This window comes from Mycobacterium sp. 852013-50091_SCH5140682, assembly GCF_001665685.1.
In the GTDB taxonomy this organism is placed as follows: Bacteria; Actinomycetota; Actinomycetes; order Mycobacteriales; family Mycobacteriaceae; genus Mycobacterium.
In genome coordinates, this window is the sequence record NZ_LZTB01000010.1 from 123,706 (window position 1) to 149,731 (window position 26,026).

30 protein-coding genes and 4 tRNA genes are annotated in these 26,026 nt (G+C 66.9%); 21 read left to right on the forward strand and 13 right to left on the reverse strand.

Going from position 1 to position 26,026, the window contains the following annotated elements:
- Nucleotides 1-87: 87 nt before the first annotated feature.
- Nucleotides 88-552 (forward strand): hypothetical protein, encoded by a 465-nt coding sequence (locus A5784_RS03080; protein ID WP_064942203.1) that lies wholly within the window; start codon nucleotides 88-90, stop codon nucleotides 550-552.
- 5 nt (nucleotides 553-557) lie between these two features.
- On the opposite strand, the gene A5784_RS03085 is transcribed toward A5784_RS03080, so the two are convergent.
- Nucleotides 558-1,142 (reverse strand): TetR/AcrR family transcriptional regulator, encoded by a 585-nt coding sequence (locus tag A5784_RS03085; protein ID WP_064942205.1) that lies wholly within the window; start codon nucleotides 1,140-1,142, stop codon nucleotides 558-560.
- Between the two features lie 81 nt (nucleotides 1,143-1,223).
- Between A5784_RS03085 and A5784_RS03090 the strand changes: the two genes are divergently transcribed.
- The gene (locus A5784_RS03090) at nucleotides 1,224-2,234 is read left to right on the forward strand and encodes an oxygenase MpaB family protein (protein ID WP_064942206.1); all 1,011 of its coding nucleotides are present in this window, start codon (nucleotides 1,224-1,226) and stop codon (nucleotides 2,232-2,234) included.
- Between the two features lie 15 nt (nucleotides 2,235-2,249).
- Here A5784_RS03090 and A5784_RS03095 read toward each other — a convergent pair whose 3' ends face one another.
- Nucleotides 2,250-2,594 carry a DUF732 domain-containing protein gene (locus A5784_RS03095; RefSeq protein ID WP_064942208.1) on the reverse strand — a complete coding sequence of 115 codons (345 nt, stop codon included), beginning with the start codon at nucleotides 2,592-2,594 and terminating at the stop codon, nucleotides 2,250-2,252.
- A 107-nt stretch (nucleotides 2,595-2,701) separates the two neighbouring features.
- On the opposite strand from A5784_RS03095, the gene A5784_RS03100 reads away from it, so the two are divergent.
- The 5 genes from A5784_RS03100 to A5784_RS03120 all read left to right on the forward strand — a co-directional run bounded on the left by A5784_RS03100 (nucleotide 2,702) and on the right by A5784_RS03120 (nucleotide 7,613).
- Complete coding sequence (locus A5784_RS03100) at nucleotides 2,702-3,379, forward strand: TetR/AcrR family transcriptional regulator (RefSeq protein WP_064942211.1); 678 nt, start codon at nucleotides 2,702-2,704, stop codon at nucleotides 3,377-3,379.
- A 151-nt stretch (nucleotides 3,380-3,530) separates the two neighbouring features.
- Nucleotides 3,531-4,373 (forward strand): ABC transporter substrate-binding protein, encoded by an 843-nt coding sequence (locus A5784_RS03105; RefSeq protein ID WP_064942213.1) that lies wholly within the window; start codon nucleotides 3,531-3,533, stop codon nucleotides 4,371-4,373.
- A 14-nt stretch (nucleotides 4,374-4,387) separates the two neighbouring features.
- Nucleotides 4,388-5,167 carry an amino acid ABC transporter permease gene (locus A5784_RS03110; RefSeq protein WP_064942215.1) on the forward strand — a complete coding sequence of 260 codons (780 nt, stop codon included), beginning with the start codon at nucleotides 4,388-4,390 and terminating at the stop codon, nucleotides 5,165-5,167.
- Nucleotides 5,168-5,180: 13 nt separating this feature from the next.
- A complete protein-coding gene (locus tag A5784_RS03115) occupies nucleotides 5,181-5,966 on the forward strand; it encodes an amino acid ABC transporter ATP-binding protein (protein ID WP_064942217.1) in 786 nt (261 codons plus the stop codon).
- A 39-nt stretch (nucleotides 5,967-6,005) separates the two neighbouring features.
- On the forward strand, nucleotides 6,006-7,613 hold the full coding sequence (locus A5784_RS03120) for a gamma-glutamyltransferase family protein (protein WP_064942219.1): 1,608 nt from the start codon (nucleotides 6,006-6,008) through the stop codon (nucleotides 7,611-7,613).
- A gap of 18 nt (nucleotides 7,614-7,631) precedes the next feature.
- Here the strand turns inward: A5784_RS03120 and A5784_RS03125 are convergent, their stop codons facing one another.
- Together A5784_RS03125 and A5784_RS03130 are read right to left on the reverse strand one after the other, a co-directional pair.
- The gene (locus tag A5784_RS03125; RefSeq protein ID WP_064942221.1) at nucleotides 7,632-9,230 is read right to left on the reverse strand and encodes a class I SAM-dependent methyltransferase; all 1,599 of its coding nucleotides are present in this window, start codon (nucleotides 9,228-9,230) and stop codon (nucleotides 7,632-7,634) included.
- A 180-nt stretch (nucleotides 9,231-9,410) separates the two neighbouring features.
- Nucleotides 9,411-9,483: transfer RNA gene (locus A5784_RS03130), tRNA-Lys, on the reverse strand.
- A gap of 156 nt (nucleotides 9,484-9,639) precedes the next feature.
- On the opposite strand from A5784_RS03130, the gene A5784_RS03135 reads away from it, so the two are divergent.
- The 5 genes from A5784_RS03135 to A5784_RS03155 all read left to right on the forward strand — a co-directional run bounded on the left by A5784_RS03135 (nucleotide 9,640) and on the right by A5784_RS03155 (nucleotide 10,952).
- Nucleotides 9,640-9,712 (forward strand) — tRNA-Glu (locus A5784_RS03135).
- A gap of 36 nt (nucleotides 9,713-9,748) precedes the next feature.
- Nucleotides 9,749-9,825, forward strand: a tRNA-Asp gene (locus tag A5784_RS03140).
- A gap of 40 nt (nucleotides 9,826-9,865) precedes the next feature.
- Nucleotides 9,866-9,939 (forward strand) — tRNA-Phe (locus tag A5784_RS03145).
- Nucleotides 9,940-10,114: 175 nt separating this feature from the next.
- Nucleotides 10,115-10,489 carry a hypothetical protein gene (locus A5784_RS03150; RefSeq protein ID WP_064942223.1) on the forward strand — a complete coding sequence of 125 codons (375 nt, stop codon included), beginning with the start codon at nucleotides 10,115-10,117 and terminating at the stop codon, nucleotides 10,487-10,489.
- 79 nt (nucleotides 10,490-10,568) lie between these two features.
- Nucleotides 10,569-10,952, forward strand: coding sequence for a VOC family protein (locus A5784_RS03155; RefSeq protein WP_064942382.1), 384 nt, complete (start codon nucleotides 10,569-10,571; stop codon nucleotides 10,950-10,952).
- A gap of 82 nt (nucleotides 10,953-11,034) precedes the next feature.
- Here the strand turns inward: A5784_RS03155 and A5784_RS03160 are convergent, their stop codons facing one another.
- Nucleotides 11,035-11,922 (reverse strand): LysR substrate-binding domain-containing protein, encoded by an 888-nt coding sequence (locus A5784_RS03160; RefSeq protein WP_064942225.1) that lies wholly within the window; start codon nucleotides 11,920-11,922, stop codon nucleotides 11,035-11,037.
- 96 nt (nucleotides 11,923-12,018) lie between these two features.
- On the opposite strand from A5784_RS03160, the gene A5784_RS03165 reads away from it, so the two are divergent.
- Both A5784_RS03165 and A5784_RS03170 read left to right on the forward strand, forming a co-directional pair.
- Entirely contained in the window at nucleotides 12,019-12,429 is a 411-nt protein-coding gene (locus A5784_RS03165; RefSeq protein ID WP_064942227.1) for a cupin domain-containing protein, read from the forward strand.
- An 11-nt stretch (nucleotides 12,430-12,440) separates the two neighbouring features.
- Nucleotides 12,441-13,370, forward strand: coding sequence for an NADP-dependent oxidoreductase (locus tag A5784_RS03170; RefSeq protein WP_064942384.1), 930 nt, complete (start codon nucleotides 12,441-12,443; stop codon nucleotides 13,368-13,370).
- Here A5784_RS03170 and A5784_RS03175 read toward each other — a convergent pair.
- The 3 genes from A5784_RS03175 to A5784_RS03185 form a co-directional block, all read right to left on the reverse strand.
- Nucleotides 13,354-13,989, reverse strand: a complete 636-nt coding sequence (locus tag A5784_RS03175) for a hypothetical protein (protein WP_156750347.1) — start codon at nucleotides 13,987-13,989, stop codon at nucleotides 13,354-13,356. The two genes, A5784_RS03170 and A5784_RS03175, sit on opposite strands and share 17 nt — an antisense overlap.
- A gap of 227 nt (nucleotides 13,990-14,216) precedes the next feature.
- A complete protein-coding gene (locus A5784_RS03180; protein ID WP_064942231.1) occupies nucleotides 14,217-14,609 on the reverse strand; it encodes a hypothetical protein in 393 nt (130 codons plus the stop codon).
- Nucleotides 14,610-14,726: 117 nt separating this feature from the next.
- Nucleotides 14,727-15,968, reverse strand: coding sequence for an MgtC/SapB family protein (locus tag A5784_RS03185; RefSeq protein WP_064942386.1), 1,242 nt, complete (start codon nucleotides 15,966-15,968; stop codon nucleotides 14,727-14,729).
- 104 nt (nucleotides 15,969-16,072) lie between these two features.
- Here A5784_RS03185 and A5784_RS03190 point away from each other — a divergent pair, with 104 nt between their 5' ends.
- The 3 genes from A5784_RS03190 to A5784_RS03200 are packed head-to-tail and all read left to right on the forward strand — an operon-like array spanning nucleotide 16,073 to nucleotide 17,582.
- The gene (locus A5784_RS03190; protein WP_064942233.1) at nucleotides 16,073-16,651 is read left to right on the forward strand and encodes a YdcF family protein; all 579 of its coding nucleotides are present in this window, start codon (nucleotides 16,073-16,075) and stop codon (nucleotides 16,649-16,651) included.
- A 46-nt stretch (nucleotides 16,652-16,697) separates the two neighbouring features.
- Nucleotides 16,698-16,961 carry a hypothetical protein gene (locus A5784_RS03195; protein WP_232005921.1) on the forward strand — a complete coding sequence of 88 codons (264 nt, stop codon included), beginning with the start codon at nucleotides 16,698-16,700 and terminating at the stop codon, nucleotides 16,959-16,961.
- 33 nt (nucleotides 16,962-16,994) lie between these two features.
- Entirely contained in the window at nucleotides 16,995-17,582 is a 588-nt protein-coding gene (locus A5784_RS03200; RefSeq protein ID WP_064942235.1) for a TetR/AcrR family transcriptional regulator, read from the forward strand.
- Between the two features lie 12 nt (nucleotides 17,583-17,594).
- On the opposite strand, the gene hxlB is transcribed toward A5784_RS03200, so the two are convergent.
- The 5 genes from hxlB to A5784_RS03225 are packed head-to-tail and all read right to left on the reverse strand — an operon-like array spanning nucleotide 17,595 to nucleotide 21,835.
- Entirely contained in the window at nucleotides 17,595-18,152 is a 558-nt protein-coding gene (hxlB, locus tag A5784_RS03205) for a 6-phospho-3-hexuloisomerase (RefSeq protein ID WP_064942236.1), read from the reverse strand.
- Nucleotides 18,149-18,778, reverse strand: a complete 630-nt coding sequence (locus A5784_RS03210; protein ID WP_064942238.1) for an orotidine 5'-phosphate decarboxylase / HUMPS family protein — start codon at nucleotides 18,776-18,778, stop codon at nucleotides 18,149-18,151. Before A5784_RS03210 ends, hxlB begins: the two co-directional genes overlap by 4 nt.
- A complete protein-coding gene (locus tag A5784_RS03215; RefSeq protein ID WP_082944636.1) occupies nucleotides 18,763-19,764 on the reverse strand; it encodes a sugar kinase in 1,002 nt (333 codons plus the stop codon). Before A5784_RS03215 ends, A5784_RS03210 begins: the two co-directional genes overlap by 16 nt.
- A complete protein-coding gene (locus tag A5784_RS03220) occupies nucleotides 19,764-20,534 on the reverse strand; it encodes a fumarylacetoacetate hydrolase family protein (protein WP_064942240.1) in 771 nt (256 codons plus the stop codon). Before A5784_RS03220 ends, A5784_RS03215 begins: the two co-directional genes overlap by 1 nt.
- Nucleotides 20,531-21,835 (reverse strand): MFS transporter, encoded by a 1,305-nt coding sequence (locus tag A5784_RS03225; RefSeq protein ID WP_064942242.1) that lies wholly within the window; start codon nucleotides 21,833-21,835, stop codon nucleotides 20,531-20,533. The genes A5784_RS03220 and A5784_RS03225 overlap by 4 nt, the downstream gene beginning before the upstream one ends.
- A gap of 153 nt (nucleotides 21,836-21,988) precedes the next feature.
- Here A5784_RS03225 and A5784_RS03230 point away from each other — a divergent pair, with 153 nt between their 5' ends.
- The 4 genes from A5784_RS03230 (at nucleotide 21,989) to A5784_RS03245 (ending at nucleotide 26,026) form a co-directional block, all read left to right on the forward strand.
- Nucleotides 21,989-22,774 (forward strand): IclR family transcriptional regulator, encoded by a 786-nt coding sequence (locus A5784_RS03230; RefSeq protein WP_232005922.1) that lies wholly within the window; start codon nucleotides 21,989-21,991, stop codon nucleotides 22,772-22,774.
- Between the two features lie 167 nt (nucleotides 22,775-22,941).
- The gene (locus A5784_RS03235) at nucleotides 22,942-24,294 is read left to right on the forward strand and encodes a cytochrome P450 (RefSeq protein ID WP_064942244.1); all 1,353 of its coding nucleotides are present in this window, start codon (nucleotides 22,942-22,944) and stop codon (nucleotides 24,292-24,294) included.
- Nucleotides 24,291-25,175 (forward strand): alpha/beta fold hydrolase, encoded by an 885-nt coding sequence (locus A5784_RS03240; protein WP_064942246.1) that lies wholly within the window; start codon nucleotides 24,291-24,293, stop codon nucleotides 25,173-25,175. Before A5784_RS03235 ends, A5784_RS03240 begins: the two co-directional genes overlap by 4 nt.
- Nucleotides 25,172-26,026 carry an SDR family NAD(P)-dependent oxidoreductase gene (locus A5784_RS03245; protein WP_064942248.1) on the forward strand — a complete coding sequence of 285 codons (855 nt, stop codon included), beginning with the start codon at nucleotides 25,172-25,174 and terminating at the stop codon, nucleotides 26,024-26,026. The genes A5784_RS03240 and A5784_RS03245 overlap by 4 nt, the downstream gene beginning before the upstream one ends.

A 26,026-nucleotide genomic window follows, 5' to 3' on the forward strand; every position in this document is an offset into this window, starting at 1 on the left:
CTCCTTCCGCGCGAGTGGCCTGCGCCACGCCCGGGATGGCGGTAGCATCCGTCAATACTTCACAGCGGACTCGGAGGTACGGCACAGGTGAAGAAGCTTTTCGTCGTCGGGGCAGGCTCGGCCATCGCGGTAACGGCGGCAATGACAACTGTCCTGTTCGGGGCCGGTGTCGCCGCCGCTGACAGCTACGCCGGGCAGACCTATGCCGACGCGTCGTCGGCGGCCGGGGATGCCGGACAGACGGTCAAGATCGCGGCGCGGGTGGGTGACACATTGCCGGACGACGAATGCATCGTGACGCGCTCACAGACCTCGCCTTTCACCAGCGCCAACGACGGCGCGCACCGCAGCGATGAGGTGCAGTTCTATCTGAACTGCGCCGGTGCGTACGCGTCGGCCACCAAGCCCGGAGCCTCGGTGGCCAGCCCCGAAGGTCGGCAGGCCAAATCCGCCGCCGACGCCGAGGCGGCGAAGGCCGAGGCCGAAGCGCAGGCTGCCGCGGATACGTCCGAGGAGCAGGCGATCATCGACACCAGCACGCCCAACCGGTAACTCGGTCAGAAACTGACTACGCGTCCGACCAGCATGTCGACGCAGTAGTCGATGAACTGATCGCGCGTCACCGGCAGCCTGTCATTGAGATAGGCGGTGAACAGCGCGGTCAGGGCGCCGATCAGGCTGGTCGCCATCATGGCCTGCCGAACGGGATCGGCGACCCGGGTGAGTTTCTGCTGCAGCAGATCGATGAAGCTCGGCATCCACTCGGCCCCGGAGCGCGTCAGGACGGGCTCCGATTCCGGTGCCAGCAGCAGTACGCGGCCGCGGGTGGGGTCGTCGACCATCAGGGCGACGAACCGCTCCACCGCCTCGCGCGGGGTGGTGGCACTGGTCAGGGCTGTCATCGCGCCAGCACAGACGTCGTCGTAGACCGCGCGCACGAACTCGTCGCGGTCGTTGAAGCTCTCGTAGAAGTAGCGTTCGGTGAGCTCGGCCTCCCGGCATACGGCCCGTACGGTCAGGGCGGGTCCTTTGGCGCCGCCCAGCAACTTCACCCCGGCGGCGATCAGTTCGTCGCGCCGCAATTCGGCGCGCTCCCGCAACGGGACACCCGCCCATCGGCGCGAGCGTTGACCGGACGGCACATATGCTCCTAAACTCTGGCTGACAACATGCGTAGTCAAAATCGTGTGAGACGACCGTTTCTGCTGGCAGAAAGTGCACTTGTGACTCAAGATACGTCTGAGACATGCCCGGTGACCAGCGCCCCGCCCGCCGTGGCGACGGGGTGCCCGATGGCCCCGGGAGGGTACGACGCGCCGCCCGTGCCGCTCGGTCCCGATTCGCTGACGTGGAAGTACTTCGGCGACTGGCGCGGCATGCTGCAAGGCCCGTGGGCCGGCTCGATGCAGAACATGCATCCGCAGCTGGGCGCGGCTGTCGGGGAGCACTCGATCTTCTTCCAGGAGCGGTGGCCGCGGCTGCTGCGCTCGCTGTACCCGATCGGCGGGGTCGTGTTCGACGGCGACCGCGCGCCGCTCACCGGCGCCGAGGTGCGCGACTATCACGTCAACATCAAGGGGGTCGACGCGCAAGGCCGCCGCTACCACGCGCTGAACCCCGAGGTCTTCTACTGGGCGCATGCGACGTTCTTCGTCGGCACCATCATCGTGGCCGACCGGCTGGCCGGCGGTATCTCGGAGGCCGACAAGCGGCAGTTGTTCGATGAGCACAAGCAGTGGTACTCGATGTACGGCATGAGCATGCGGCCTGTCCCGGAAACCTGGGAGGATTTCCAGGCCTACTGGGATCACATGTGCCGCAACGTGTTGGAGAACAACAAGGCCGCCCGTGACGTACTGGACCTCTCCGAGCTACCCAAGCCGCCGTTCGCGGCGAAGATGCCCGACTGGCTGTGGGCGCTGCAGCGGCGCTACATCGTGCACCCGCTGTTCGTCTGGTTCACCGTCGGCCTGTACGACCCTGCCGTGCGGGATCTGATGGGCTACACCTGGACCGACCGCGACGAGCGTCGACACCGCTTGCTGGGCAAGGTGATCGGCCACGTGTTCAAGTTGGTGCCCAAGCGCTATCACCATCATCCGCGGGCCCGCGCCGGTTGGGACCGCGCCGCAGGCCGGATCCCGGCCGACGCGCCGCTGGTGCACACCCCGGCCCGGAACCTGCCGCCGGTCGGCCACCGCGACAACGGGATGCATTACAGCCCGGCCGTGTGACGGCTCCCGGCTGCGTCAGCGGCCGACGAGGGAGCGGTACTGCGGGCAGTAGACGTCGACCGCGCCCCAGATGAGGTTGACGGCAACGCCTTTCTGCAGACCGCTCGCGGTGAGCTGACCGAGAATGCTGCGCACCGTGCGCGCGGGTTCGATCTTGCCCGCGGCGACCTTGTCGCAGATTCCGTGACCGGCCTGCACGGCCTGTTCGGGGGATTCCATCGGAACGTTGAGCTGTTTGACGATGTCGAGGAACCTGGCGTCGTCGGCCGGGTCGGCGTGTGCCGGGGCGATTCCGATGGCCATGGCTGCGATGAGCACACCTGCGGTGGCCAGGTGCCGCGAACCCCGCCGGGACAACATAGGGCGCTCCTCCGATTTCGACTGCCGACCCCGGGACAAACCCTACGTTAGCTGCCCGCGGACGCGCGTAGCGCCTGACAGCTGGATGGGTGTGTCACAGTTGACCGGTGAAGTACGGGCAGGGCTGGCAACCGAAGACGGTCGATTGGACCTCGACGCGCGGCCGAATCCTGTTGGCGGCGTCCGTCTTGTTCGCTCAGCGCGGGTACTTCGGCACGTCGACGCGTGACATTGCCGAGGCCGTCCAGATCCGGCAGCCCTCGCTCTTTCACCACTTTCAGGCCAAGCACGAGATCTTCCGCGCGTTGATCGAACTCGATCTGGGGCCATCGATCGACCGGATGAACCAAAGGCTCAGCGAGCAATCGAGCTGGGCCGAGAAGCTGCACCTTGCCATCGCCTGCGATGTGCGGGAGATCCTGTTGCAGCCGTTCGACGCTCGGGGCCTGTATCAGGACGCCGTGCTCGCCCTCGACGACTTCGAGGCCGAGCGGGAGGGCATCGCGCTGTTTCACGATCAGGTCGAGCGGGTGATCGACGGCGGTCGGCGGTCGGGTGAATTCGTCTCGTGCGAACCGAGTTTCGTGCTGCGGGCCATCAACGGCGTGCTCTTCGAGACGTTGCGCGAACAGGGCGGTCCGTCGGGGCGGATGCGACACGAGCGTCCCCTGCAGGCTGCCGACTTCGTCCTGCGCTCCCTGCTCGTGGACCAGTCGCGGCTGGTGGGTATTCGAGAAACCACGAGCGGCAGACTCCGGGAAATGGAACTCGCCAAGGTCAACTGAGCCTCGGCGGGCGCGCTGCCCGCATCGGCCGGTCGTGACAACTGGGTAAAAAATCTCGCCAAACAGTTCCCTATCGATCGATAGCGGCCTATCGTTCGATAGATCGCAGATGTGATCTGGCTTACGCCCCGGAACTGATCTTGGAGGAACGTTGAAGCGTGCGCTCATCGCCGGGCTCGCCGGCGTGGCAGTCCTGGCTGCCGCATCGTGTTCGTCGGAGTCGGCGGACCCCGCCCCGAGCGGTCCCGCGAAGGTTGCGCCGCCGGCAATCCTGCAGGCAGGCACGCTGAAGATCTGCGCGCCCAACGACGGCACGCCGCCCAACGTCTACCACGACGAGTCGGGTGCGCTGGTCGGCGCCGAGGTGGACCTCGGCAAGGCGCTGGCTTCCGAGATGGGCCTCAAGGCCGACTTCGTGCAGTCCGCGTTCGCGGCAGTCATCCCCACGCTGCAGGCCAAGCAGTGCGACGTGATCATGGCGCAGCTCTACATCAAGCCCGAGCGCGCTCAGGTGGTCGACTTCGTGCCGTACGTCTACTCAGGTACCGGGATATCGGTGGCGGAGGACAAGCAGAGCGGCATTACCGGCATGGATGACAGCCTCTGCGGCAAGAAGGTCATGGTCGCCGTCGGCACGACCGCGGAGTCGCTCGCGCAGGAGCAATCCGACAAGTGCAGTGCCGCAGGCAAACCCGCCATCGACATCAACCGCAACAACCATGCCGACGTATCGCTGCAACAGGTGCAGAACGGTCAGGTCGACGCTTACATCGACACCGCGGAAACGCTGGGCTACTACGCGACCAAGACCGGCGCCAAGATCCAGATGGCGGGGGCGCCCTTCGGCACCATCAAGATCGGCGCCGCAACGCTCAAGGGCAACAAGGAACTTCATGACGCACTTGCCACGGCCCTGGCCGCACTGGAGAGCAAGGGCACGTACAAGAAGATCCTCGATGAGTGGGGCATGACCGATCTGAGCATCGAGAAGTAGTTCGGTACGCACCCATGAACTTCGATTGGCCGTTCTTCTGGAAGTCGCTCTTCACACCCAGCGAACCGTTCCTGCAGGGCCTGGTACTGACGATCGTCATCTCGATCGTCGCGATGGTCCTCGCGACCCTGTTGGGCCTGGCCCTCGCGCTCATGCGGCGCTCTCCGTACGCCGCGGTGCGGTGGTGTGCGAGCGTCTATATCTGGGTGATCCGCGGTACTCCACTGTTGGTGCAGTTGGTCATCATCTACACGGGTCTGGCCGCAGTGGGCATCTATCGGTTCCACGACGTATCGCTCGTCGGGTTCTCGGTGAAAGCGGCCGTGCAGGCCGCCATCATCGGCCTGATGATCAACGAGAGCGCCTATATTGCCGAAATCATCAGGGCCGGGCTGGATTCCGTGGCAAAGGGGCAGTTCGAGGCGGCTGCCTCACTTGGTATGACCCCGGCCAAGCTGATGCGCTGGATCATCGTGCCGCAGTCGCTGCGGGTCATGGTGCCGCCGCTGGGCAACTCGTTCAACGGCATGATGAAGACCACCTCCGTGCTCTCGGTGATCGGTGTCAGCGAGATGTTCTTGGTCACCCAGTCGATCAGCTCGTACACGTTCCACACGTTCGAGATCTTCATCGTGGCGGCCGTCTACTACCTTGCGCTGACCACGATCTGGACGTTCATCCAGGCCTGGATCGAGAACAGGCTGTCCCGGCAGCTCGGTATCGAACAGCGCGTCCCGATCACCCAGCGGCTGCTGGGCGCCCGCCGCGCGGCGACGCTGCAACCCCACGGGTAAGTGAAGGAGACGCATGAGATCCCACCCCGAAAACGTCCGGCCGGCAGGCGGACCCATCGTGTCGGTGCGCAACGCGTGCTGTGTCCTCGGCGGCCGTCGCGTGCTCGACGATGTGAACCTCGACGTCGACCGTGGCCAGGTCGTCGTCCTGATCGGTCCGTCCGGCGCGGGCAAGACCACGCTGCTGCGATCGCTCAATCACCTCGAGGAGCTGCAGAGCGGTGAGGTGCTCATCGCAGGCGAGTCGATCGCGCACGGATCGGGTGGCCGCAAGATCGGGAAGACCGAGCTGGCGCGTCGCCGTCGCGAGATCGGTTTCGTGTTCCAGCATTTCAACCTGTTCCCGCACATGACGGTGCTGGAGAACGTATGGAACGCCCCGGTCCGGGTCCTCGGGCGGCCCAAGGACGACGCCCGCGAGGACGCCCTGGCGCTCCTCGCGCGGGTCGGGTTGAGGGACAAGGCCGAATCGCGCCCGAGCCAACTCTCGGGCGGTCAACAGCAGCGGGTCGCGATCGCGCGGGCGTTGGCCATGCGGCCCAAGGTGATGCTGTTCGACGAACCGACGAGTGCGCTCGACGTCGAGATGATCGGCGAGGTGCTCGAAGTGATGCGCGAACTCGCGCGCGAACAGATGACCATGGTCGTGGTGACCCACGAGATGCGCTTCGCCCGCGACGTCGCCGACCGCATCATCGTCATGGATGCGGGACGCATCATCGAGGACGCGCCGCCCGCGGAACTGTTCGCGAGTCCGAAGAACGAGCGCACCAAGGCTTTCCTGTCGACGATTCACTGACACGACCCATCCACCACCGATACAGGGGGTAGCCCAACCGTGCCCGAAACCTCCAGACCTCAATCCTTCACCGGCGCTATCGCCACACCGCACGTCCTGGCCACCGAGGCGGCGATCGACGTGTACCGCGACGGGGGTACCGCCGTCGACGCAGCGATCGCAGCGGCCGCTGTACTGACGGTGGTCTACCCGCACAACGTCGCGCTGGGCGGCGATCTGATCGCCTTGGTGCGTACCCCGGATGGTGCGGTCACCTGTGTCAATGCCTCGGGGTGGGCCGGCGCGGCTGCCGACCCGACGGCGATGCGCGCCGAACACGGTGTGCGACTGCCGGTTCGGGGTGCTGACACGATCACCGTGCCGGGTGGGGTCCTGGGTTGGGAGACGTTGCGCAGCTTCGGAAGTCGACTGTGCTGGGGCCGGCTGCTGGCCCCCGCGGAAGAGGCGGCCCGCAACGGGGTCCCCGTCGCCCGGTCGCTGGCCATGAACCTGACGGACCCCGAGAACGGGGATCTGATCGGTATGGAGGACTTCGAACGGGTATTTCGGCCTGGCGGACGAGTGCTGGCTGTGGGCGAGAATTTCCGGCAACCCGCGCTGGCGGACACCTTCGCCGCGTTGCGTGACAGCGGTGCGGCCGAGTTGTACACCGGTGGGTTGGCCGCGCGGACAGTGCAATTCCTGCGGGAGCGCGGATCTGTGCTGGACGCGGACGACTTCGCCGAGTTCCGGCCCGAGGTGATCGACCCCTTGGCGGTGAGCTTTCGTGGGCTGACCGTGCTGTCCAGCCCGCCGAACACCCATGGCTTCCTGATGCTGCGCGCCTTACGGGCGATCGACGAGCTGGGCCTGGATGCACCCGTCGCGGCGGACATCGGCTGCCTGATGCGAGTCTTCCATCACGGAAACCGGTTGAGGTCATCGTATCTGGCGGATCCCCGCTTGGCGCCGGTGGATTACGCGGCTCTGATCGATGGTGACCTGAGCGCCGACGCTCCGGTGCTCGATACCGCGGGCCCCGCACATTCGGTGCCGCGCGGGGACACCGTCGGGATCGCTGCGGCTGACAGCGACGGTGTCGCGGTGTCGTTGATCCAGAGCGTGTTTCACGCGTTCGGGTCCGGACTCATCGACCCGCGGACCGGCATCCTGTTCCACGACCGTGGAACCAGCTTCTCTCTGGATGCCGGCTCCCCGAATCTGTTGGCGCCCAGGAAACGTCCGATGCACACCTTGATGCCGGTGCTGACGACCGAAAACGGTTCGGTCCGTCACGTATTGGCGACGATGGGCGGCCAGGGGCAACCCCAGATCCTCACCCAGGTGCTGCTCCGGATGCTGGATGGAGCCACTGCCGCCGATGCGGTCGCCGCGCCGCGTGCGATCGTCGGGCCCCAGGGATGCGGCGGCACAGCCGATTCCGTCCTCGTCGAGGCGGACATCGACATCGACGCCGCCGCGAGCCTGGCCGCGTCCGGCCTGACCATCGTCGAAGCGCCTCAGCACAGTGAGGAACTCGGTCAGGCCAACGTCATCGAGATCGATCGACGCAGGCAGTTCACCACAGCCTCCGACCCACGTGCCGACGGCGCGGCCATGGTGGTGCAGTACCCGCGGCATCGCCAGCCATCCGACACGCCGGGGTGACGCGAAAGTCGGGTGTCCTCAGCCGACCCGAATCAGTTTCATCTCGGCGAGCCGTTGCACGAGCGTGTCGACCTGCTCGGCGAACACGTCACGCCGCGGTCGACCACCGGCGTCGTCGATGTCGATCGGGTTCTCGGCGTCGATCGCGACGAGCGCGTCGACGAGCGCGTCACGGTCCCGGGTGCCGTCGAGTAGCGGCACAAGGTGCCGGTCCACCGGCGAAAGGATCAACGGCTCATGCCACAGATTGAACGTCGACGATTCGCCGCCGCCCGTCAGTCCTGCCATGCGTCGGGCGGATTCGTCGACGCGCAACGACGCGGTCGTCGGCTCCGGTAGCACGGGGTCGAGCCGGAATCGGGCGTGCCCCTGCCCGATCAGCACACCCATCAGATTGTCGACGGTGTCGGCGATGGTGGCACTGGGAGTGAAGCCCGCAGCGATCAGCCGGGCTGTGACGGTGTCGATCAGCTCCTGCCGGGACAGCGTCCACGGCCACCGGTCGTTGAGGGCCTCGAGCGCCGCCTTGATGCCCGGGTCGTTGGTGAACAGGGTCGCCCCATCCGCCTCGACATACTCCTGGCGCGACTGGTCCATCCTGGTCTCGTCGTCGGCTGGGGGAGTCCACGCCGCGAAGTGCATCCCCTGGTAGCGGCGCGGGTCTGGTTGATAGGCGATCTGCCGGGCCCGCTCGGCGTGGACGAACAGCGACTCTCGGAACGACCGGTTGATCGCGAAATCGATGTACTGCTCGACGAGTACCTGGACACCCGCGCACTTCTCGGCGAGGAACTCGGCCACTTTGGGCCCGTGGTTCGCAGGCACCATGGTCTCCGGGCGGGCCTCCCCGAGATAGACCAGTCCCTTCTCGGCGGCGCGGCCCACCATCTCGTAGAAGTAGCAGGGTGCGTTGAACGATTCGAGTTCGTCGTGCAGAAGGAAGAAATCCCCGAAAGCCTCGTCGCGCGAACGGAATTCGGCGAGCACCCGGGCCAGCACACCGTCGGCCGGTGCGACCTCCTCCAGAAAGCCGACCATGTCGCGGGCGTCGGCGACCCGTTGTTCGGGCGTGCCGCTGGCGCCACCGGCGAGCAGCATCGCGTCGCGCATCACCTCTTTGGACTTCCAGCCCGGATAGGTGTTGTAGCTGAGATACGCCACCCCCTGCGGCGCCAGGAGCCGGCGAAACGCCGCGAGGATCGCGTCCTGCACGTTGTCCGGCACCCAGCTGTAGACGCCGTGGCAGATGATGAAGTCGAACTGCCCGAGAGTCGCGAGATCCGTCGTGGCGATATCACCCACCGTCAGTTCCACGTTGCCCAGTCCCAGGGCGGCCACGTACGCCCGTCCCTGCTCGATCTGGACCGGCGACAGATCGATGCCCACCACACGGGCCGCGGGATGCGCGGCGGCGAACGGGATGATGTTCCCGGCCGCGGCGCAGCCGATCTCCAGGACCCGAGCCGTCGCGACGTCGGCGGTCTCCAACCCGAACAGGTGCGCGATCGCCGCCAACAGGCCTGGTGCGGACTGGGGGATCGCATACGACTTGTAGGGCGTCGCGTCGTAATCCGCGCGCAGCGCGTCGGTGGCTGCGTGAAGGTCTGGTGCAGTCAACGGCGCTTCCTCTGGTCGGGCCTGATCCGCACCATTCGAACACGCCGATGCCGACGCCGATACGCGGGCAGCAGGCGGAAAGCTGGGCTTTGCCGGCTGTTCAGACGGGGTTAACGCGGCGTCGACCGGCCGGGCAAAAGATGAGGCCGGTACGGAAACTCCAGGTACCGGCCTTGCCAGTGCCCCCAGTAGGGCTCGAACCTACGACCTGCGGATTAAAAGTCCGTAGCTCTACCAACTGAGCTATAGGGGCGCGGAGTGAAAGGATACTTGGTGCGCGCGACGATGTCTGCGGCCGCCCGCTTTAGGCCTCCTACCATTGGGTTTGAGGATTTGGGCATCCGTACCCTAAGCTATCGAAGCTCCCAACGGACAACGTAGTGAGTACCCCGGAGAGATTCGGATTTAGGCCCCCATCGTCTAGTGGCCTAGGACGCCGCCCTTTCACGGCGGTAGCACGGGTTCGAATCCCGTTGGGGGTACGCTACGCAGTAATGCGGAGCAACGCAGGAAAGCAAGGCCCTGTGGCGCAGTTGGTTAGCGCGCCGCCCTGTCACGGCGGAGGTCGCGGGTTCAAGTCCCGTCAGGGTCGCCATCACGGCGAGGCATTTCGGTTGGAATGACCGACGCCTTCCGGCCAGGTAGCTCAGTTGGTATGAGCGTCCGCCTGAAAAGCGGAAGGTCGCCGGTTCGATCCCGGCCCTGGCCACTTCAGAGATCCCACCGGTGACGGTGGGTTTTTCTGCTTTCTGGGGACGCTCGATCCCGCATGATGTTGGGATCGGTAGTAGCCCCGACGGCGTCCACTTGCAGCACGGTCGAATACGGCCGCCAGTAAGCAAGGGAACCGTACGGCCCCCTGCTCCCTCTCCGGGAGGTGCGTAGTGAAGCGACTGATCGTCGGACTGTCAGCGGCTGTGCTGGTGTGGGGCAGCGTCGCAGGCGTGGTCGGTATAACCCCAGGTATCGCTGAGGCCCAGCCCGGCCCGGTCCCGCTCGACAACCATGCCTGGCCCGGCTGCCCGGACAGCAACCCCGCCGGGCCGTGTCACTGGTGTCCGGGTGATCCGCCGGTGCAGACCGGCAATCTCCGCGTGAACCCGGTGGTCTGGGACAACACTGTCTGCCACACCTACTGGTATGTCACGCCGGGGCAGGGCAACGTCGCGCAGAACATCTTCGAGGGCGATAGCCCGCCTGCGCCGCCGCCACCACCGCCGGGCCTCAACTTCTGCCCGATCCCGCCCTGGTGCCCGTGATCGCACTGCGCTGAATATCGTTCGCCGCTGCCCGCCGCGTTCGATACCGTCGCATCGGGGCGGAGAACAGGTGGCGTGGATGGCATGTCGGATCAGTGAGCTCGTGCTCGAATGCCGTGACCCCGAGGTGCTGGCGCGGTTCTGGTGCGAGGTGCTGGACTTCGTGGTGCTCGATCGCGTCGACGACGGCTCGATGGAGATCGGACCGCGCGAAGGTTTCGGCGGTCTGCAGCCGACCATCATCCTCAGCCCCAATGCCGAGCCGAGCCACGGAAAGCCACGACTGCACATCGACGTCAACCCCACTGATCGCGATCAGGACGCCGAACTCGAACGCCTATTGAAACTCGGTGCGCGCCCTGCCGACGTCGGCCAGACCGGGCAGGAGGCGTGGCACGTGCTGGCCGACCCCGAAGGCAATGTGTTCTGTCTGCTGCGGGCCCCGCTCGAGCCGCTGTCGTAGCGGTCGGCCACGCCGAGATTGACACCAGGGCTGCTGCCAACGCTCGGCAGCGACCCTGGCGTCAATCTCGGCGCACCGCGCGTCAGTCGACCGCGAGGGCGAGCAGCATCTCGGCCAGCTTGGCCGTGGCGGGGCCGAGCTTGGTCTGCTCGGCCGAGGCCAGATAGATCTTCCACATCACCGCGGGGAGCACGTGCACCGCACGCAGGTCGCGAAAGCGGGCCGCCTCGCTGGCCGGCATGAAGATGGTGCCGAGGCCGTGGCGCACCAGCTCGGCCGCGATCGAGTACTCAAGCGCGACTTCGTGCGGCGTGTGGGCGATGACGCCCGCCGCGGCGAACGCATCGTCGACGAGGCGTCGGAGCCCGAACTGCGGTGGAAATCCGATGAGATCCTCGCCGGTGAGTTCGGTGATCGCGACCTCGCTCTGCGCGGCGAGCGGATGGTCGGGGCGGCAGACGAACACCATGGGCTCCTGGCGCAGCAGGTGCATCTGGATACGCCCGGGAAACCGGTCCGGTGCCGACACGAGCGCGAGGTCCAGCGATCCGTCGGCGATCGCCGAGAGGTACGCGCTGGAGCCGGTTTGGCTCTGTCGCAACCGGATCTGGACAAAGGGATAGTCGCGGTGGAACTGACCCAGCACTTTCGGAACGTCGAGCGCTCCTGACGTGATGAGGGCTCCGAGATCCACCGTTCCGGTCAGTTGGCCCCGGAAGTCGCCGACGGAGTCCTTGGCGATGCGCGCGGTTTGCAGAACGCGTCCGGCGTGCTCCCGGAACAGTTCGCCCGCCGGGGTCAGCTTGATCTGCTGGCGGGACCGGTCGAACAGCTCGACGCCGAGCTCCTTCTCCAGCTTGCCGACCGACGTGGACAGTGCGGACTGGACGACGTGGGCGCGGTGGGCGGCTCGAGAGAAGCTCAGCTCGCCGGCAACGGCGACGAAGTGTTCGAGCTGACGCAGTTCCATACCTATCAATGATGCAGATAAGAAGTATCAAAAGCATTCGTTGGACTTGATGACACGGGGGCGATGTGATGTAAGCATCGAAAGAAAGGACCGACCGTGCTGGCTGCCGGAAACACCAAGATCACCGACCTGCTGATGGTCACACCGCCCCGGATCCCCGAGGGTGCCCACGCGATGACACAACTGGTCGAACTGCCGCCCGCCGATCTCGGCGTGGAGCCGCACCGCCATTCCGGGCCGGTGTTCGGCTACCTGCTGGAGGGCCGCATGTTGTTCGAGCTCGAAGGCGAGGAACCCCGGGAAATCGTCGCGGGCGAGGCGTTCTGGGAGCCGGGCGGTGAGGTCGTGCACTATCAGATGGTCAACCTCGAGCCGGACCGATGGTGCCGGTTCCTCGCGGTCTGCCTGTGCGCTCCCGGCGTCGACATGATCACGATGCTCACGCCGTCGGAGATTGCGGCCCGAGACCACCTGCGGCACCCCAGCGCCCGTCAACACGCCAACTGACTGGAGGAATGATGCAAGCGATCGTCACGCAAGACCGCTCCGCCGGGACGTCGGGTCTTTCCCTGGCCGACATGCCCTATCCGCATGCCGCCGAGAACGACGTCGTCGTCCGCGTGCATGCGGCCTCGTTCACGCCGGGGGAGCTCGACTGGCCCGGCACTTGGACCGACCGGGCCGGACGGGACCGCACGCCGACCGTCCCCGGACATGAGGTATCCGGTGTTGTCGTCGAGTTGGGTTACGGTACAACCGGTTTGACCATCGGGCAACGTGTCTTCGGCATCACCGACTGGGCCCGTAACGGCACACTCGCCGAATACGTTGCGGTAGAAGCGCGCAACCTTGCCCCGCTGTCCGCCGGAATCGACCACACCGTCGCGGCAGCACTGCCGATCTCCGGTTTGACGGCATGGCAGGGGCTGTTCGAGCATGCCCGAGTCGAAGCCGGCCAGACGGTGCTGATCCACGGCGCTGCGGGTGCCGTCGGCTCCCTCGCGGTGCAACTCGCGCACGATGCCGGGGTGCAGGTGATCGGCACCGGGCGAGCCGGACAACGCGATGCCGTGCTGGAGATCGGCGCCGATACCTTCGTGGACCTGGCGGCCGACCACCTCAAGGACGTCGGCGAGGTCGACGTCGTGTTCGACGTCATCGGTGGCGAGATACTCGATCGCTCAGCCGAATTGGTGCGTGCCGGGGGCACGCTCGTCACCATCGCCGAACCACCGCGGGTGTACCCCGACAAGGCGCGGGCGGTGTTCTTCGTCGTCGAACCAGACCGTACGCAGTTGGCTGCACTGGAGCGCCTGGTGCGCGACGGCCGGCTGTCCCCGAACGTCGGCACGGTCCTTCCGCTGTCCGACGCGCCGAAGGCGTTCGATCCGGCCTATCGGCGTCCGGGCAAGACTGTCATCGCCGTGGCGGCTACGCCGGACGCTTAGTGATATCGGCGTTCTCGTCTTCCTGGATCGGCACGCCGTCGGTCTGTGAGGTCGATTCGATCGAACCGATGGTGGAGTTCAGGTCGGTGACGCCGCTGGCATCGCCGCCCTTGAGCTTGTCGAACGCGGCTTTGACGGTGTCTCCGACTTTGGCCAGCGGCTTGATGAGCGCGCTGCACAACTTGGGGTCGGCCTGAACATCGTTGCTGGCCAGGCGGATTTCCCGCTTGATGAAGAGGGCCGCCAGGCCGCCTTTGATGAATGCGGTAATCCGGCCGTTCGCGCCTGACTTGAATGTGCCTGCCTGATAAGGCTTCCACAGCCACCGATGGAAGACGCCGAAAGCCAGGCCGCTGTGCATGACGAATTTCGTCTTGGCGAACGACGTGGTCGGTTGTGCCGGGCAGGACTCGGTGATGCCGGCCGCGTCGCCGGCATCGCCGGACGGGTCCGCCGGGATCGACTGGGAATCACTGCCTGTACCGCCCGTCGCGGCGTTGTGTTTGGCTCCGCACCCACTCATGAGTACGGCCAATGGAATCAACAAGACGGCGATCAGTCGTACCGCAACACTCATAACCCACCCCTGGCAAACAGTTGCAATCGGCCCCCACGGCAACGTAGCACGGCCGCGGGGACACCTCCAGCGGGTGGGGTGCCTCGGTGTTGTTGCGACCCCTTCGAGCGATCCGGTCCTTCGAAATATGCTGAACAGAAAGCGAATTGCTCGCTGTCGGTACCCTGTCAGTTTCCTTGAAAAGCGCCGTGTGTCAACGGCCGGCAACTGCCATCGCGATCAGCGCAGCATCACACCAATGCGCTCGCAGCGGTCACCAGCAACCCAGGTCAGCCTTTGCCTGTGTGGGACATCACCCCGGTGGCATTACGGGTGGTGATCGAATTGTTCTTGATCTGCGTCGGCGACATGTTGGTCTGCATCGGCGTGGCCGTGCCGTTCGCGGACGTCTTGGCGCATGCCGTGTCGTACTGCGACGGCGCACCCGCGCCCTGCCGGGCGCTGTTGTAGGCCTGGCCGCCCTTCCCGCCGAGCGGACTGTTGATGCCGCCCTCGTTGAACACCGAACCTGGAGACGTGGCCGAGTTGCCAGGTGTGCCACCGCCGTTGGCCTCGATGCTCTGACAACTGTTGTTGTGAGTCGTGTTGTCCGCGTATGCCGGCGCCGCGGTGCCGATCAGGGCGATGCCCGCCATGCAACCTGCTGCCAACAGCGTGCGCATCGTTATCACCTGCCTGTGTCGGGGACGTGCTCTTTCGCACGCCCTTACCTAAGTGACACGGCGCGAGAGGGTTTGGCGTTCAATATCGACGGGAATTCGTCTGGCCAGCCGGACCGTTCAGGCCAGGGCCACGGCCAGGGTCAGTGCTACGCCGAATACGATTGTGGGAGCGGCCATTCCGGCCAAAAACGCCAGGCCGAAGCGGCGCCCACCCGCGGTGAAGGCCAGTATCGCCTTGACGAGCAGATTGGAGCCGAGGGCTGCGCCGATCGCGATCAGCGCGGCGTCGACCGTGACCGCGCCGGAGGCGGCCAGGCTGGCGGCGGCTACCGCACCGGCGTGTGCGTCGGCCAGGCCCGCGGCGAACGCGGTGAGCACCAGCCCGTTGGGGCCCAGCACGTCGGCCGCCCACCGGCTGACGAGCAGTGCCAAGGTCAGCACCGCGGCCAGCACGAGCGCCGGCCGCAACGCGAACGGGCGGCTCGTGGGTTGATTCGGTTCGTCGGCGTCGCGGTTGGCTCCGCCCGAGCCCCGGTAGACAAAGGCGGCGATGGCCACCAGCACCAGTGCCCCGGCGACGACTGGGGGCCACAGGCGCCGCAGGACATCGATGTCGACCACGCCGATCACCATGAGCAGCTGCACGAACGTGGCCAGGCTCGCCACCAGCGCGCTGGCCAGCGGAGCACGCAGGCCGGCTTGGGTCCGGCTGAGCCTGCCCATCGACGCGGTCGTGGCGCTTGCCGACACGAAACCACCGGCCATGCCGGTGACCAGCAGACCGCGTTGCGGACCGAGCGCGCGCACTCCGATGTAGCCCACCCATCCGATGCCGGTGAGCAGGACGACGAGCAGCCACACCTTCGCCGGGTTGAGCACGCCGTAGGGACCGAGCGGCCGGTCGGGCAGGAGCGGCAGGATCACGAACGCGACGACGAAGAACTTGATCGCATCCTCGAGTTCGATCTCGCTGACGATCTCGCGGACGAAGCGGTGGATGCGGGCCTTGGACACCAGCAGACCGGCGACGACGACGGCGAGCGCCACGGCCTCGGCCGGGCGGCTATACGCGAGGGCGCCGAGCAGATAAGCGACAACACCGGCGATCTCCGTGGTGGTTCCCGGATCGTCGGTGCTGGTGCGCACATAGGCGGCCGTCATCAACGCGGCGACACCGATCGCACCGGCCGCGACAGCCCACGGGTCGATCGCGGCCGCGACTGCTCCGGCCAGCGCCAGCAGAGCGAATGAGCGCGAGCCGGCAGGCAGGTTGCGGGTGTGGCTGCGTTCCCGCTCGAAGCCGAGCAGCAGCCCGATGGCCAGTGCCACCAGGAACGGCACGAAGTGCAGCCAGCTCACGACGCTCACCCTAAGCGGTCAGCTCCACCTCATCTGTCAGATCGGTAACATCGGGCTCACCGGTAACGACAAGCACAGGGGTCGCAGCTGTTTGGGGGAATCAGATGACACGTCGCCTGAAAATCGGTGTCGCAACGGCAGTTTTCGTGGTCGCCGTCGCTTGCGGAGGGTTCGTCCCGAGCATCGGATCGGCGGCACCGCCGCCCGCCGGGAAGGACTTCTCGAAGCCGGCCATCGTCATCCTCGGTTACGGCCTCAAGCCCGACGGCTCGATGCGCACCATCCTCTACCACCGGGTTCTCACCGGTCTGGCGATCGCACAGGCCTTTCCGCAGTCGCCTGTCATCGTCACCGGTGGTAACCCGCAGAACGGTCGGACCGAGGCATCTCAGATGCGTAATCTTCTTCTCACCCTTGGCTTTCCGGACAATCGGATCATCGTCGAGGACAAGGCGGGCAGTACGGTGCAGAACGCGCAGTTCTCGGTTCCGCTGGCCAAGGCGGCAGGCACGTCGGGCATCATCCTGGTGACGTCGTCCACGCATCAGGGCCGTGCCGACCAGAATTTCGCCGACGCCGGCGCAAACGTGCTGGCCACGGTGAGCTTCCCTGACGGCAACCCGTCTGTGAACATCGCTCAGTTCGTCAGGGATGTGCTGAGCCCGATGACGGCCATCGGCTGACACGAGGCGATACGCTGCGGATACGTGCCGATGAAAGCGTGACGAGATGGCCGACCGCGGCGGGTTGCTCCGGGTGGTGCTGGGTTGCTGGGCCGTCGCGCTCGCCGTCGCTCCGAGTGCCGTCGCCGATCCGTCAGACACCGACAGCACCGAGGTGCGTTCGGGCGGCCCGGTGCCCACGGTCAACGGCGTGCCCTGTGTGGCCGGGCATCTGGGGACGTGCCTGGGATTCCTGCAGAACAACCCGCCCGGCACCGATCCGGTAGTGCCGCGTTCCGGCGTGGGGCACAGCCCGACAGTGCGCCGCTGAGCGGTGCCCCGATCAGTACCATGGCTGCCCGGGATGAGTGACGCTGACAAGACCGACTTCCGTGCGCGCCTGCTGGATGCGCTCGACGAGTCGATAAGCACCGACGGGTACCAGAAGACGACGGTCGCCGACATCGTGCGCCGGGCGCGTACCTCGCGGCGGACCTTCTACGAGCACTTCGCCAGCCGCGAGGAGTGCTTTGTGGCGCTGCTGACCGCCGCCAACGCCGAGCAGGTGCAGATGATCGCCGCCGCGGCGGACCCGCACGCGCCATGGCGAGATCAGGTTCGCCAGGCTGTCGAAGCGTGGATCGCCTCAGGTGAGTCGCGGCCGGAGCTGATGCTGAGCTGGATCCGCGACGTACCGGCGCTGGGCGCGACGGCACGGGAGCTGCAGCGCGACGTCCTGGAGAACTTCGTGGTCATGGTGCAAACGATGACCGACACAGAGGAGTTTCACAGCGCGGGTGTCGAGGTTTCGCGGCCGCGGGCCATCATGCTGCTCGGTGGCCTGCGCGAGCTGACCGCGAACACCGTCGAGAACGGTGGATCGATGAGCGATATCGCCGAGGAGGCCGTCAACGCCTCCATCGCTCTGCTGACGCCGTCTGCTCGCGGTTGAAGGCGCCCCGAGCTACTCGGTGTTGGCGTGGGCAGCCCGGGCTGCTGCGTTGTCCACCTCGCGCAACATCGCCAGCCGCAGGCACACCGCATCGAACACGATGTGGCAGACCTGGTCGAACAGGCTCGACAGTGGCTGGATAGTGGCCGCCTCACCGGGTTTCCGGTATTTGGTGGCGGCGGGGATGTGTACGACCGTCGCGGCGGCGGCCGCCAACGGCGAGCCGGGATCGGTGGTCACCGCGATCACCCGGCCGCCGACTTTGTTGGCCTGCTCGGCCGCGCGAACCGTGCTCGCGGTGGTCCCCGATCCGGACACTGCGACGAGTAGATCAGCGCCGCCCAGCGCGGGCGTGGTGGTCTCGCCGACGACGTGAACCGGCACGCCGAGATGCATGAGCCGCATCGCGAAAGCCTTGGCCATGAAGCCCGAGCGGCCCTCGCCTGCCACCACGACATGGCTTGCCGCGTTGAGCTCGTCGGCGACGGCGTCGAGCGGGGGGTAGTCGAAAGTGTCCAGTACACCGCGTATTTCACCGAGGATCGTGGATACCAGTTCCGCACTCGTCATTGCAGCACCTCCGCCGCGGCCGCCGCGCGCAACGCCTGCACCGCGGCCAGCGGGTCGGGGCTGGAGGTCACCGCCGAACCCACGATCACGCGGATGTCGCTGCCCGCCAACGCAGGTATGTCGGCGACGCCGAGACCGCCTGCCACGGCGATCCTGCGGCCTTCGGCCCACGGCCCCAATTGCTGCAGCGGGCTGGCGTCGCCGCCTTGCGCGTCCTTGCTGACGTGCGCCGCCAGCACGATGTCGGACGGCAACCGATCGGCCAACGCGGCACGCGCGGCGGCGTCGAGGCCCATCAGATCGACGACGAGTTCGCGGCCGCGTTCGTGGGCGACCTGCACAGCGGTGTCGATGGTGGTGGCCGGCGCCAGTCCCAGCACGGTCGCCGACCGGGCACCCGCGTCGTAGGCCATCGTCAGTTCCCATCGCGCGTCGTCAGCGGTCTTGAGATCTGCCAGCACCGGGGTGTCACCAGCTGCGGCGGCCACCGCGGTCAGAAACGCCGCGCCCTCGCGCTTGATCATCGAGGTGCCGACTTCGATCCAGTCGACGTGCGGTGCCACCGCGGCGGCGATGCCGAGCGCCGTCGCGGCGGGCATGCGGTCCAGGGCTATCTGAAGTTCCATGCGGATGCGGTTCCTTTTCGTAGGGTGGCGCAGTGCGGACGGGCGGCGGCGAGAAACGCCTCAAGGGCGGCACGGGTCGGCAACCCGTCCTTGTCGCCGGGAGAAGTGGTGGCCAACGCGCCGACAGCGCTGGCCCGCGCGAGCGCCGCTTCGGGGCCCACGCCGTCGAGGTGCGCACTGATCAACCCGGCCGCGAAACCGTCACCGGCGCCGACCGTGTCGACCACGGTGACCGGAAACACGGGGCGACGCCACACGCCGTCGCAGGTGTGGATGGCCGATCCGCGGCTGCCGTCCTTGATGACGACGCGGGAAACACCTTGCCGCAGATAATGTTCGGCAACCCCGGCCGCGGTTGCGGCCCCGGTGAGCAGTGCCCCTTCGGTGAGCCCCGGCATCACCCAGTCGCAGCGGCGGGCCAGGTCGTTGATGACTGTCGTCATCTCGTTCTTCGAATTCCACAGTGCGGGACGGAGATTGGGATCGAACGAGATGGTCGCCCCCGCGCTGCGGGCCACGTCGACGGCGTGGAACGCGAACGCCCGGGTGGTTTCGGAAAGCGCCAGTGGAATACCCGTGAGGTGCAGGTGCCGGGCACCTGCCAGATAGGTGTCGGCAGCCTCGGTCGGGGCAAGCCGGCTGCCAGCCGAGTTCTTCCGGAAGTACACCACTTCCGGATCGCCGCCCTGCGCCATGCTTTTCAGTTGAAACCCCGTGGGTGCGGTGTCGTCGGTGCCGACCAGTGACACGTCGACGCCTTCGGCTGTGAGCTGCTCGACGGCGAACTGGCCGATCGGGTCGGCCCCGACGCGCCCGACCCAGCCGACCCGGTGCCCGAGCCGGGCCAGCCCGGTCGCGACGTTGGCTTCCGCGCCGGCCAGCGCCAGCTCGTAGCCGCGCACCGCATGCAACGGGCCGGGCGAAGTGGCCATGAACATGCCCATCATCTCGCCGAACGTGACCGCGTCAAGCGCGTGCAGCCTCATCAGGCCACCTCCCGCTGAAAATCGGCCGCGCAGACCGGGTTGCGCAGTTCGCCCACGCCCGCGATGGCGGCGGTGACCGTCGAACCGGCCGTGATGGCACCGGTGCCGCCGGGTGCTCCCGTCAGTACCACGTCGCCGGGGTGCAGCGTCAGCACGCTGGTGGCGTAGACCAGGCATTCGAGCACCGAGCGGGCCAAGTCGGCGGTACTCGCGGCCATCAGGTCGATGCCGTCCACCTGGAGGCTGATCGTCAGATCGGCTGGGTCGACGCCGACGGCGATCCACGGCCCGAGGGGTGTCCAGCCGTCAAAACCCTTGGCGGCGAACCACAGTGGGTCGCTCTGCTGCAGATCGCGAGCGGTGACGTCGTTGGCGACGGTGACGCCGAGGATGTGCTCGGCGGCGTTGAACAAGGTCAGATGCGTTGCGGTGCGGCCGATCACGACCGCCAGCTCGGCTTCGGCGTCGACCCGGCCGATCCCGGAGGGCAGCGGGATGGGCGCTCCGGGCCCCGTGACCGTGGTGACCGGCTTGAGGAACGCCTGCGGCGGCAGCTGCCGATCGGCCGGCCCGGTGTTGTGTGCCATGCCGACCACGGTGCGCGGTGTGACCGGTGCCAGCAGCCGAGCGTCACGGGCCGGCACCACGGTTCCGTTGTGGTGCAAGCGTTTTGCGAACGGGTCAGCGATGAGCGCGTACCCGTCGGATTCGACCGTGGCGTGGTGGATACCGCCGGGGTGGGCGATGCGGGCGATCCTGCGGGCGGTCATGCGGCAATCCGCTGATTGGCGGCGGCGGTGGGCTTCGGGGCCTTGACCAGGAACATGATGCCCGCCGCCACCAGCAGGCAGGCCGCCATCAACAGGAACGAGGCGTCGGTGGAGTTGGTGAGCCCGTTGAGCCAGCCGACCAGGTAGCTGCCCGCGAATCCGCCGACCGCGCCCAGCGAGTTGACCAATGCGATGGACGGCGCGGCCTGCTCGCGGGGGAGAAGTTCGGGGATGTGCGCGAAGTAGGGACCGTACGGGGCGTACATGCAGGCACCCGCGACCGCCAGGAGCGCGAAGGCCACCCAGAAGTGGTCACCGGCGACGTAGGAGCCGTAGAACGCGAGCCCGCCCACCAGCAGCCACGGCCACACGCAGCGGGCGCGGCGTCCGGTCTTGTCGGAGATCCGGCCGTTGAGCAGCATGGCGATTACCGCGAACGCATAGGGGACCGCGGCGATCAGACCCGTCGAACCGATGCCCTGCCCGGTGCCGTTCTTGACGATCGAGGGCAGCCAGAACACGAAGCCGTAGATGCCGAGGCTCCACAGGAAGTACTGAATGCTCAGCAGCACCACGTTGCGTGAGCGCAGAGCCTGCAGATAGCTGCCCGTCGACTTCTGGAAGCCGCGCTGTTCGGCGTCGAGGGTGTCGAGCAGGGTGCGCTTCTCGGTGTCGTCGAGCCAGGTGGCCTGTTCGGGGCGGTCTTGGACCAGCTTGCGGAACACAAAGGCCCACAGGATCGCGGGGAGCCCTTCGACGATGAACATGCCGCGCCATGACGTCGCCTCGATCAGGTAGCCCGACACCGCGGTGAGCCACAGGACGGTCACCGGATTGCCGAGGATCAGATAGGTATTGGCGCGCCCGCGTTCGGCTTTGGTGAACCAGTGCGACAGGAAGATCACCATCGCGGGCAGGACCGCGGCCTCGACGACACCGATCATGAACCGCACGATGATAAGCAGGGCCGCGCTGTGCAGCAGGCCCTGCACGGTGGCGAGCACGCCCCACAGGATCAGTGACCAGAAGATCAGGTTCTTGACGCTGCGGCGCTCGGCGTAGATCGCACCGGGAATCTGGAACAGGAAGTAGCCCAGGAAGAACGCGGCGCCGATGAGTGCCGAGATGCCGCTGGAGATCGCCAGGTCTTCCTTCATGCCGCCGGCGATGCCGACGGAGAAGTTCGATCGGTCGAGGTAGGCCAGGGAGTAGGTGATGAACACGATCGGCAGCAGCCGCGACCAGCGCTGGGTGCCGATGACTGCTCCGCTGGAGGCGGGCGTGCTGGAGGTTTCGGCCACCGCGGGCTCCTTTCCATGATGTCTTCCGCTATATGGAAGTAGCTTCCATAACATAGAACACACTGACAGACGGCTGTGACCCACGTCAAGTATGTCTTCCGAAATATGGATGGCGCTTCCGTAATACGGAAGCATTGGTGTTACAGTGGCGACGTGACCAGCGCCGCCAACGATCAACCCGTCAGCCGCACCGACATGGTGGGCAAGGCGCTGTGCGTCATGCGGGCGATCGGGGACGGTCCGCTCGAGGGTCGGACGTTGACCGAACTGGCCCGCGAGACGGGCTTTCCGCTCTCCACGGTGCACCGCCTGGTCGCCACGCTGGCCCGCGAAGGCTATGTGGAATGCGACGAGCAGTCCAGGCGATACCGTGTTGGGTTGACGATCTTCGCTCTGGCGCAACGTGTTTCAGCGGCACGCGGCTATGACGGGGTGGCGCTTCCTGTCCTGCGGCGCCTCGCCGCCGAGACCAAGGAGTCGACGCTGATGTCGGTGCTCGACGGCACGAACCAGTTGTACCTGCACCACATCCACGGGCCACGGCAGATCAACGTGATCGGTGAGCCGGGCACGCGCGGCCCACTGCATTGCACGGCCATGGGCAAGGTGCTGGTGGCCTATGCGCCGCGTGCGCAGTCCGCGGAGTTGGTGGCGACGTTGGAGCTGCCCAAGCTCGGGCCCAACACCATCACCGATCGGGACGCCTTCGCCGCGGAGATCGCCCGCGTGCATGCCGGCGGTTACGCCGTCGCCGACGAAGAGCATGAGCAGGGCATCGGGGCGGTGGGTGTCCCGGTTCTCGGCGCCGACGGCGTTGCCATCGCTTCGATCTCGGTGGCCGGCCCGTCATTTCGGCTCTCGCACGACGACCTGGTCGCCATGGTGCCCGCGTTGACCGCGGCCGCCCATGAGCTGGCCCTGAAGTTGCCCGCCCGCTAGTTCCCTGCCGAGCAGTCCCCCGCCGAGCAGACGCGGAATCGCACGTTTGACCTGCAAAACGTGCGACTCTCCGCCTGCTCGCGGGTGGAAGGTGTCGCCCGCATCTTGCCTGACCCGGTACCGACGCGTACCGTAGTCGGTACTTCGCAGTACCAAGGAGGTTCGGCATGGCGGAAGCGACCTCGGATCCGGTGCGGTTGCCGCCGGGTCCGCGGATCCCCAAGATGGCGCTCGGTATGGCGTTCCTGGCGCTGCGGCACCGGGTGATCACCGTCCTGGGCCGCCGATACGACGGTGCCTACACCATCGACTTGCCGATTTTCGGCAGGACCGTGGTGATCAGCGACCGGGCTCTGGTCAAGGACCTGTTCACCACGAGCGGCGATCTGGTGCACCGGGCATCGAACCTCGGGACGGTGCTGGGCCCCGGCTCGACGTTCAGCCTGGACGGCCCGGCGCATCTGCAACGCCGCAAGCTGCTGGTGCCTGCCTTCCACGGCAAGCGGATGGGCGGATACGAGGCCATCGTCGAGGAAGAGGTACGCCGCGAGATCGCCGGCTGGCCCATCGGCATCGAGTTCGAGACGCTGGAGCCGATGATGCGGATCACGCTCAACGCGATCCTGCGTGCTGTGTTCGGCGCCCGCGGTGCAGCGCTGGACCAACTGCGTGAATTGCTTCCGCCGATGGTCCCGCTGGCCTCGCGCATGGTGGTGATGCCCGCGCGGTTACGCCGCGACCTCGGGCCGTGGAGTCCGTGGGGGCGGGTGGAACGATCCCGACGCCGCTACAACGAGATCATCGCCGACCTCATCGCCGAGGCCCGCTCCGACCCGGATTTCGCCGACCGCAATGACGTATTGGCGCTCATGCTGCACGCCCGCTATGAGGACGGTTCGGCGATCACCGACAGTCATATCGCCGACGAACTGCTGACCCTGCTGACGGCGGGCCACGAGACCACGGCCACCACGCTGGCCTGGACCATCGAGCGGCTGCGTCGTCACCCGCGGTTGTTGTCGCGGCTGACCGCGGAAGTCGACGCCGGCGGTTCGGAGCTGCGGCAGGCCACCATCTGGGAGGTGCAGCGCACCCGCCCTGTCATCGAGGCCACCGTGCGTGTGACGCAGGCCCGGATCAAGTTGGGAGACTGGGTGATTCCTGAAGGAACGACCATCATTGTCGGCATTGCGGCATCGCACGAATCTGAGCGCAACTTCGCCGATCCGGCACTGTTCGATCCCGACCGGTTCCTGGGCGCCACGCCGGACACCTACACCTGGATTCCGTACGGCGGTGGGATCCGGCGGTGCATCGGCGCCGCCTTCGCCAACATGGAGATGAACGTGACACTGGCCACGCTGCTGCGCGAATTCGAGTTCGGCACCACCTATTCCGCCGGGGAGCGGCGCCATTCCCGGGGCGTGGCCATCGCACCCGGTGGCGGCGGACGGGCCGTGGTGTATCCGCGAACGCCGGTGGTGCGTGCGCCCGTCGCGGCTGAGCAGGTGTCGGCATGACCGAGCAGCAGATCGTCGACGTCGGTCGCGGAATCTCCTTGTGCTACGAGCAGTTCGGTGACCGGGCCGACCCGCCCATCGTGCTGATCGCCGGGCTGGGGCAGCAGTTGCACTCCTGGCCAGACGGTTTGGTGGACGAGCTGGTCGCGCGGGGCTACCACGTGACGCGCTTCGACAACCGCGACGTCGGGCGGTCCACCCACATGTCGTTCCGGCCGCCGGGCCCCTTGTCCATCGTCAGGGGCGGCAACGATCCCCGGCAGTACCACCTCGGCGACATGGCGCGGGACACCGTGGGCTTGCTGGATGCCCTGGACTTCTCGGACGTGCATCTGGTCGGCGTGTCGATGGGCGGCATGATCGCCCAGACCGTCACCGCGCACTATCCGGGTCGGGTGAGGACCCTGACCTCGATCATGTCGAACACCGGCGCACCCCGCATCGGCAGGCCTGCGCCGTCGACCTGGTTCCGGATGGCCACCCGACGGCCTGCCCGGACCCGTGCCGAGGCGGTTGACGCCGCGGTCAAGATTTTTCGGCACATCGGCTCGCACGGATTCCCGTTCGATGAGGACTGGGTGCGCGAGAAGGCCGGCGCCGACTGGGATCGCGACCGTTCGGCCGCGGGTACGCCGCGTCAACTCGCGGGCATCTTCGCCTCCGGGGACCGCACCGCCGAACTGGCTCAGATCGACGTTCCGACATTGGTGATCCACGGTGACCGCGACCGCATGGTCAACCCCACCGGTGGCGCGGCCACCGCGCGGGCGATCCCGGGAGCCCGGCTGGAGACCATCGTCGGCATGGGCCACGATCTGCCGCGTGGGGCCTGGAACCAGTTGGCGGACCTCATCACCAAACACACCAAGGAGCACCTGTGAGCAAGCGTCGAACCATCAGCGGCCGCACGGTCGTCATCACCGGAGCGGCCTCCGGCATCGGACGAGCCTTGGCCCAACGTCTTTCGGCGCATTCCTGCCCGGTCGCCATCGCCGACGTCGACGAGGTGGGCCTCAAGGAGACCGAAGCGAGCCTGCCCGGCCCGGTGCTCACCCGGGTGCTCGACGTGCGCGACGCAGCCGATCAGCGTTCGTTCGCCGACGAGGTGGCCGACTGGGCGCCGCAACCCTTGGGGGCGGTGTTCAACAACGCAGGCGTCGCGGTCGCGTCGAATGTGCTCGACGCCGTGCCCGAGGACGATCAGTGGTTGTGGGACATCAACTTCCACGGCGTGGTCAACGGGACACGGGCTTTCCTGCCGATTCTCGTCAAGCAGGACGAAGGCGTGATCGTCAATACCTCCAGCGTGTTCGGGCTGGTCGGGATGCCGAGTCAAAGTGCATACTGCTCGGCCAAATTCGCGGTCCGCGGGTTCACCGACGCGTTGCGTCAGGAGCTGCGGGGCACCGGCGTGTCGGCGGTCAATGTGCATCCGGGTGGCATCAACACCAACATCGTGCGGAACGCCCGCTTCCGCAAGGACCCGGAAGGCCGGGGCCGCAACCAGTCTCAGATGGCCGACGAGTTCGCCGCGATCACCATGACGCAGCCGGACAAGGCCGCCGAGATCATCCACCGAGGCGTCGAGGCAGGCAAGGCGCGAATCCTGGTGGGGCCGGACGCTTACGTGTTCGACGCACTGGCCCGCATCGCTCCCACGCACTACTACGACGTGATCGGTTTCGCGCAGTCCCGGTTGCGTGGCCGGGCCCGGGCCCAGGCGGCGCGGTAG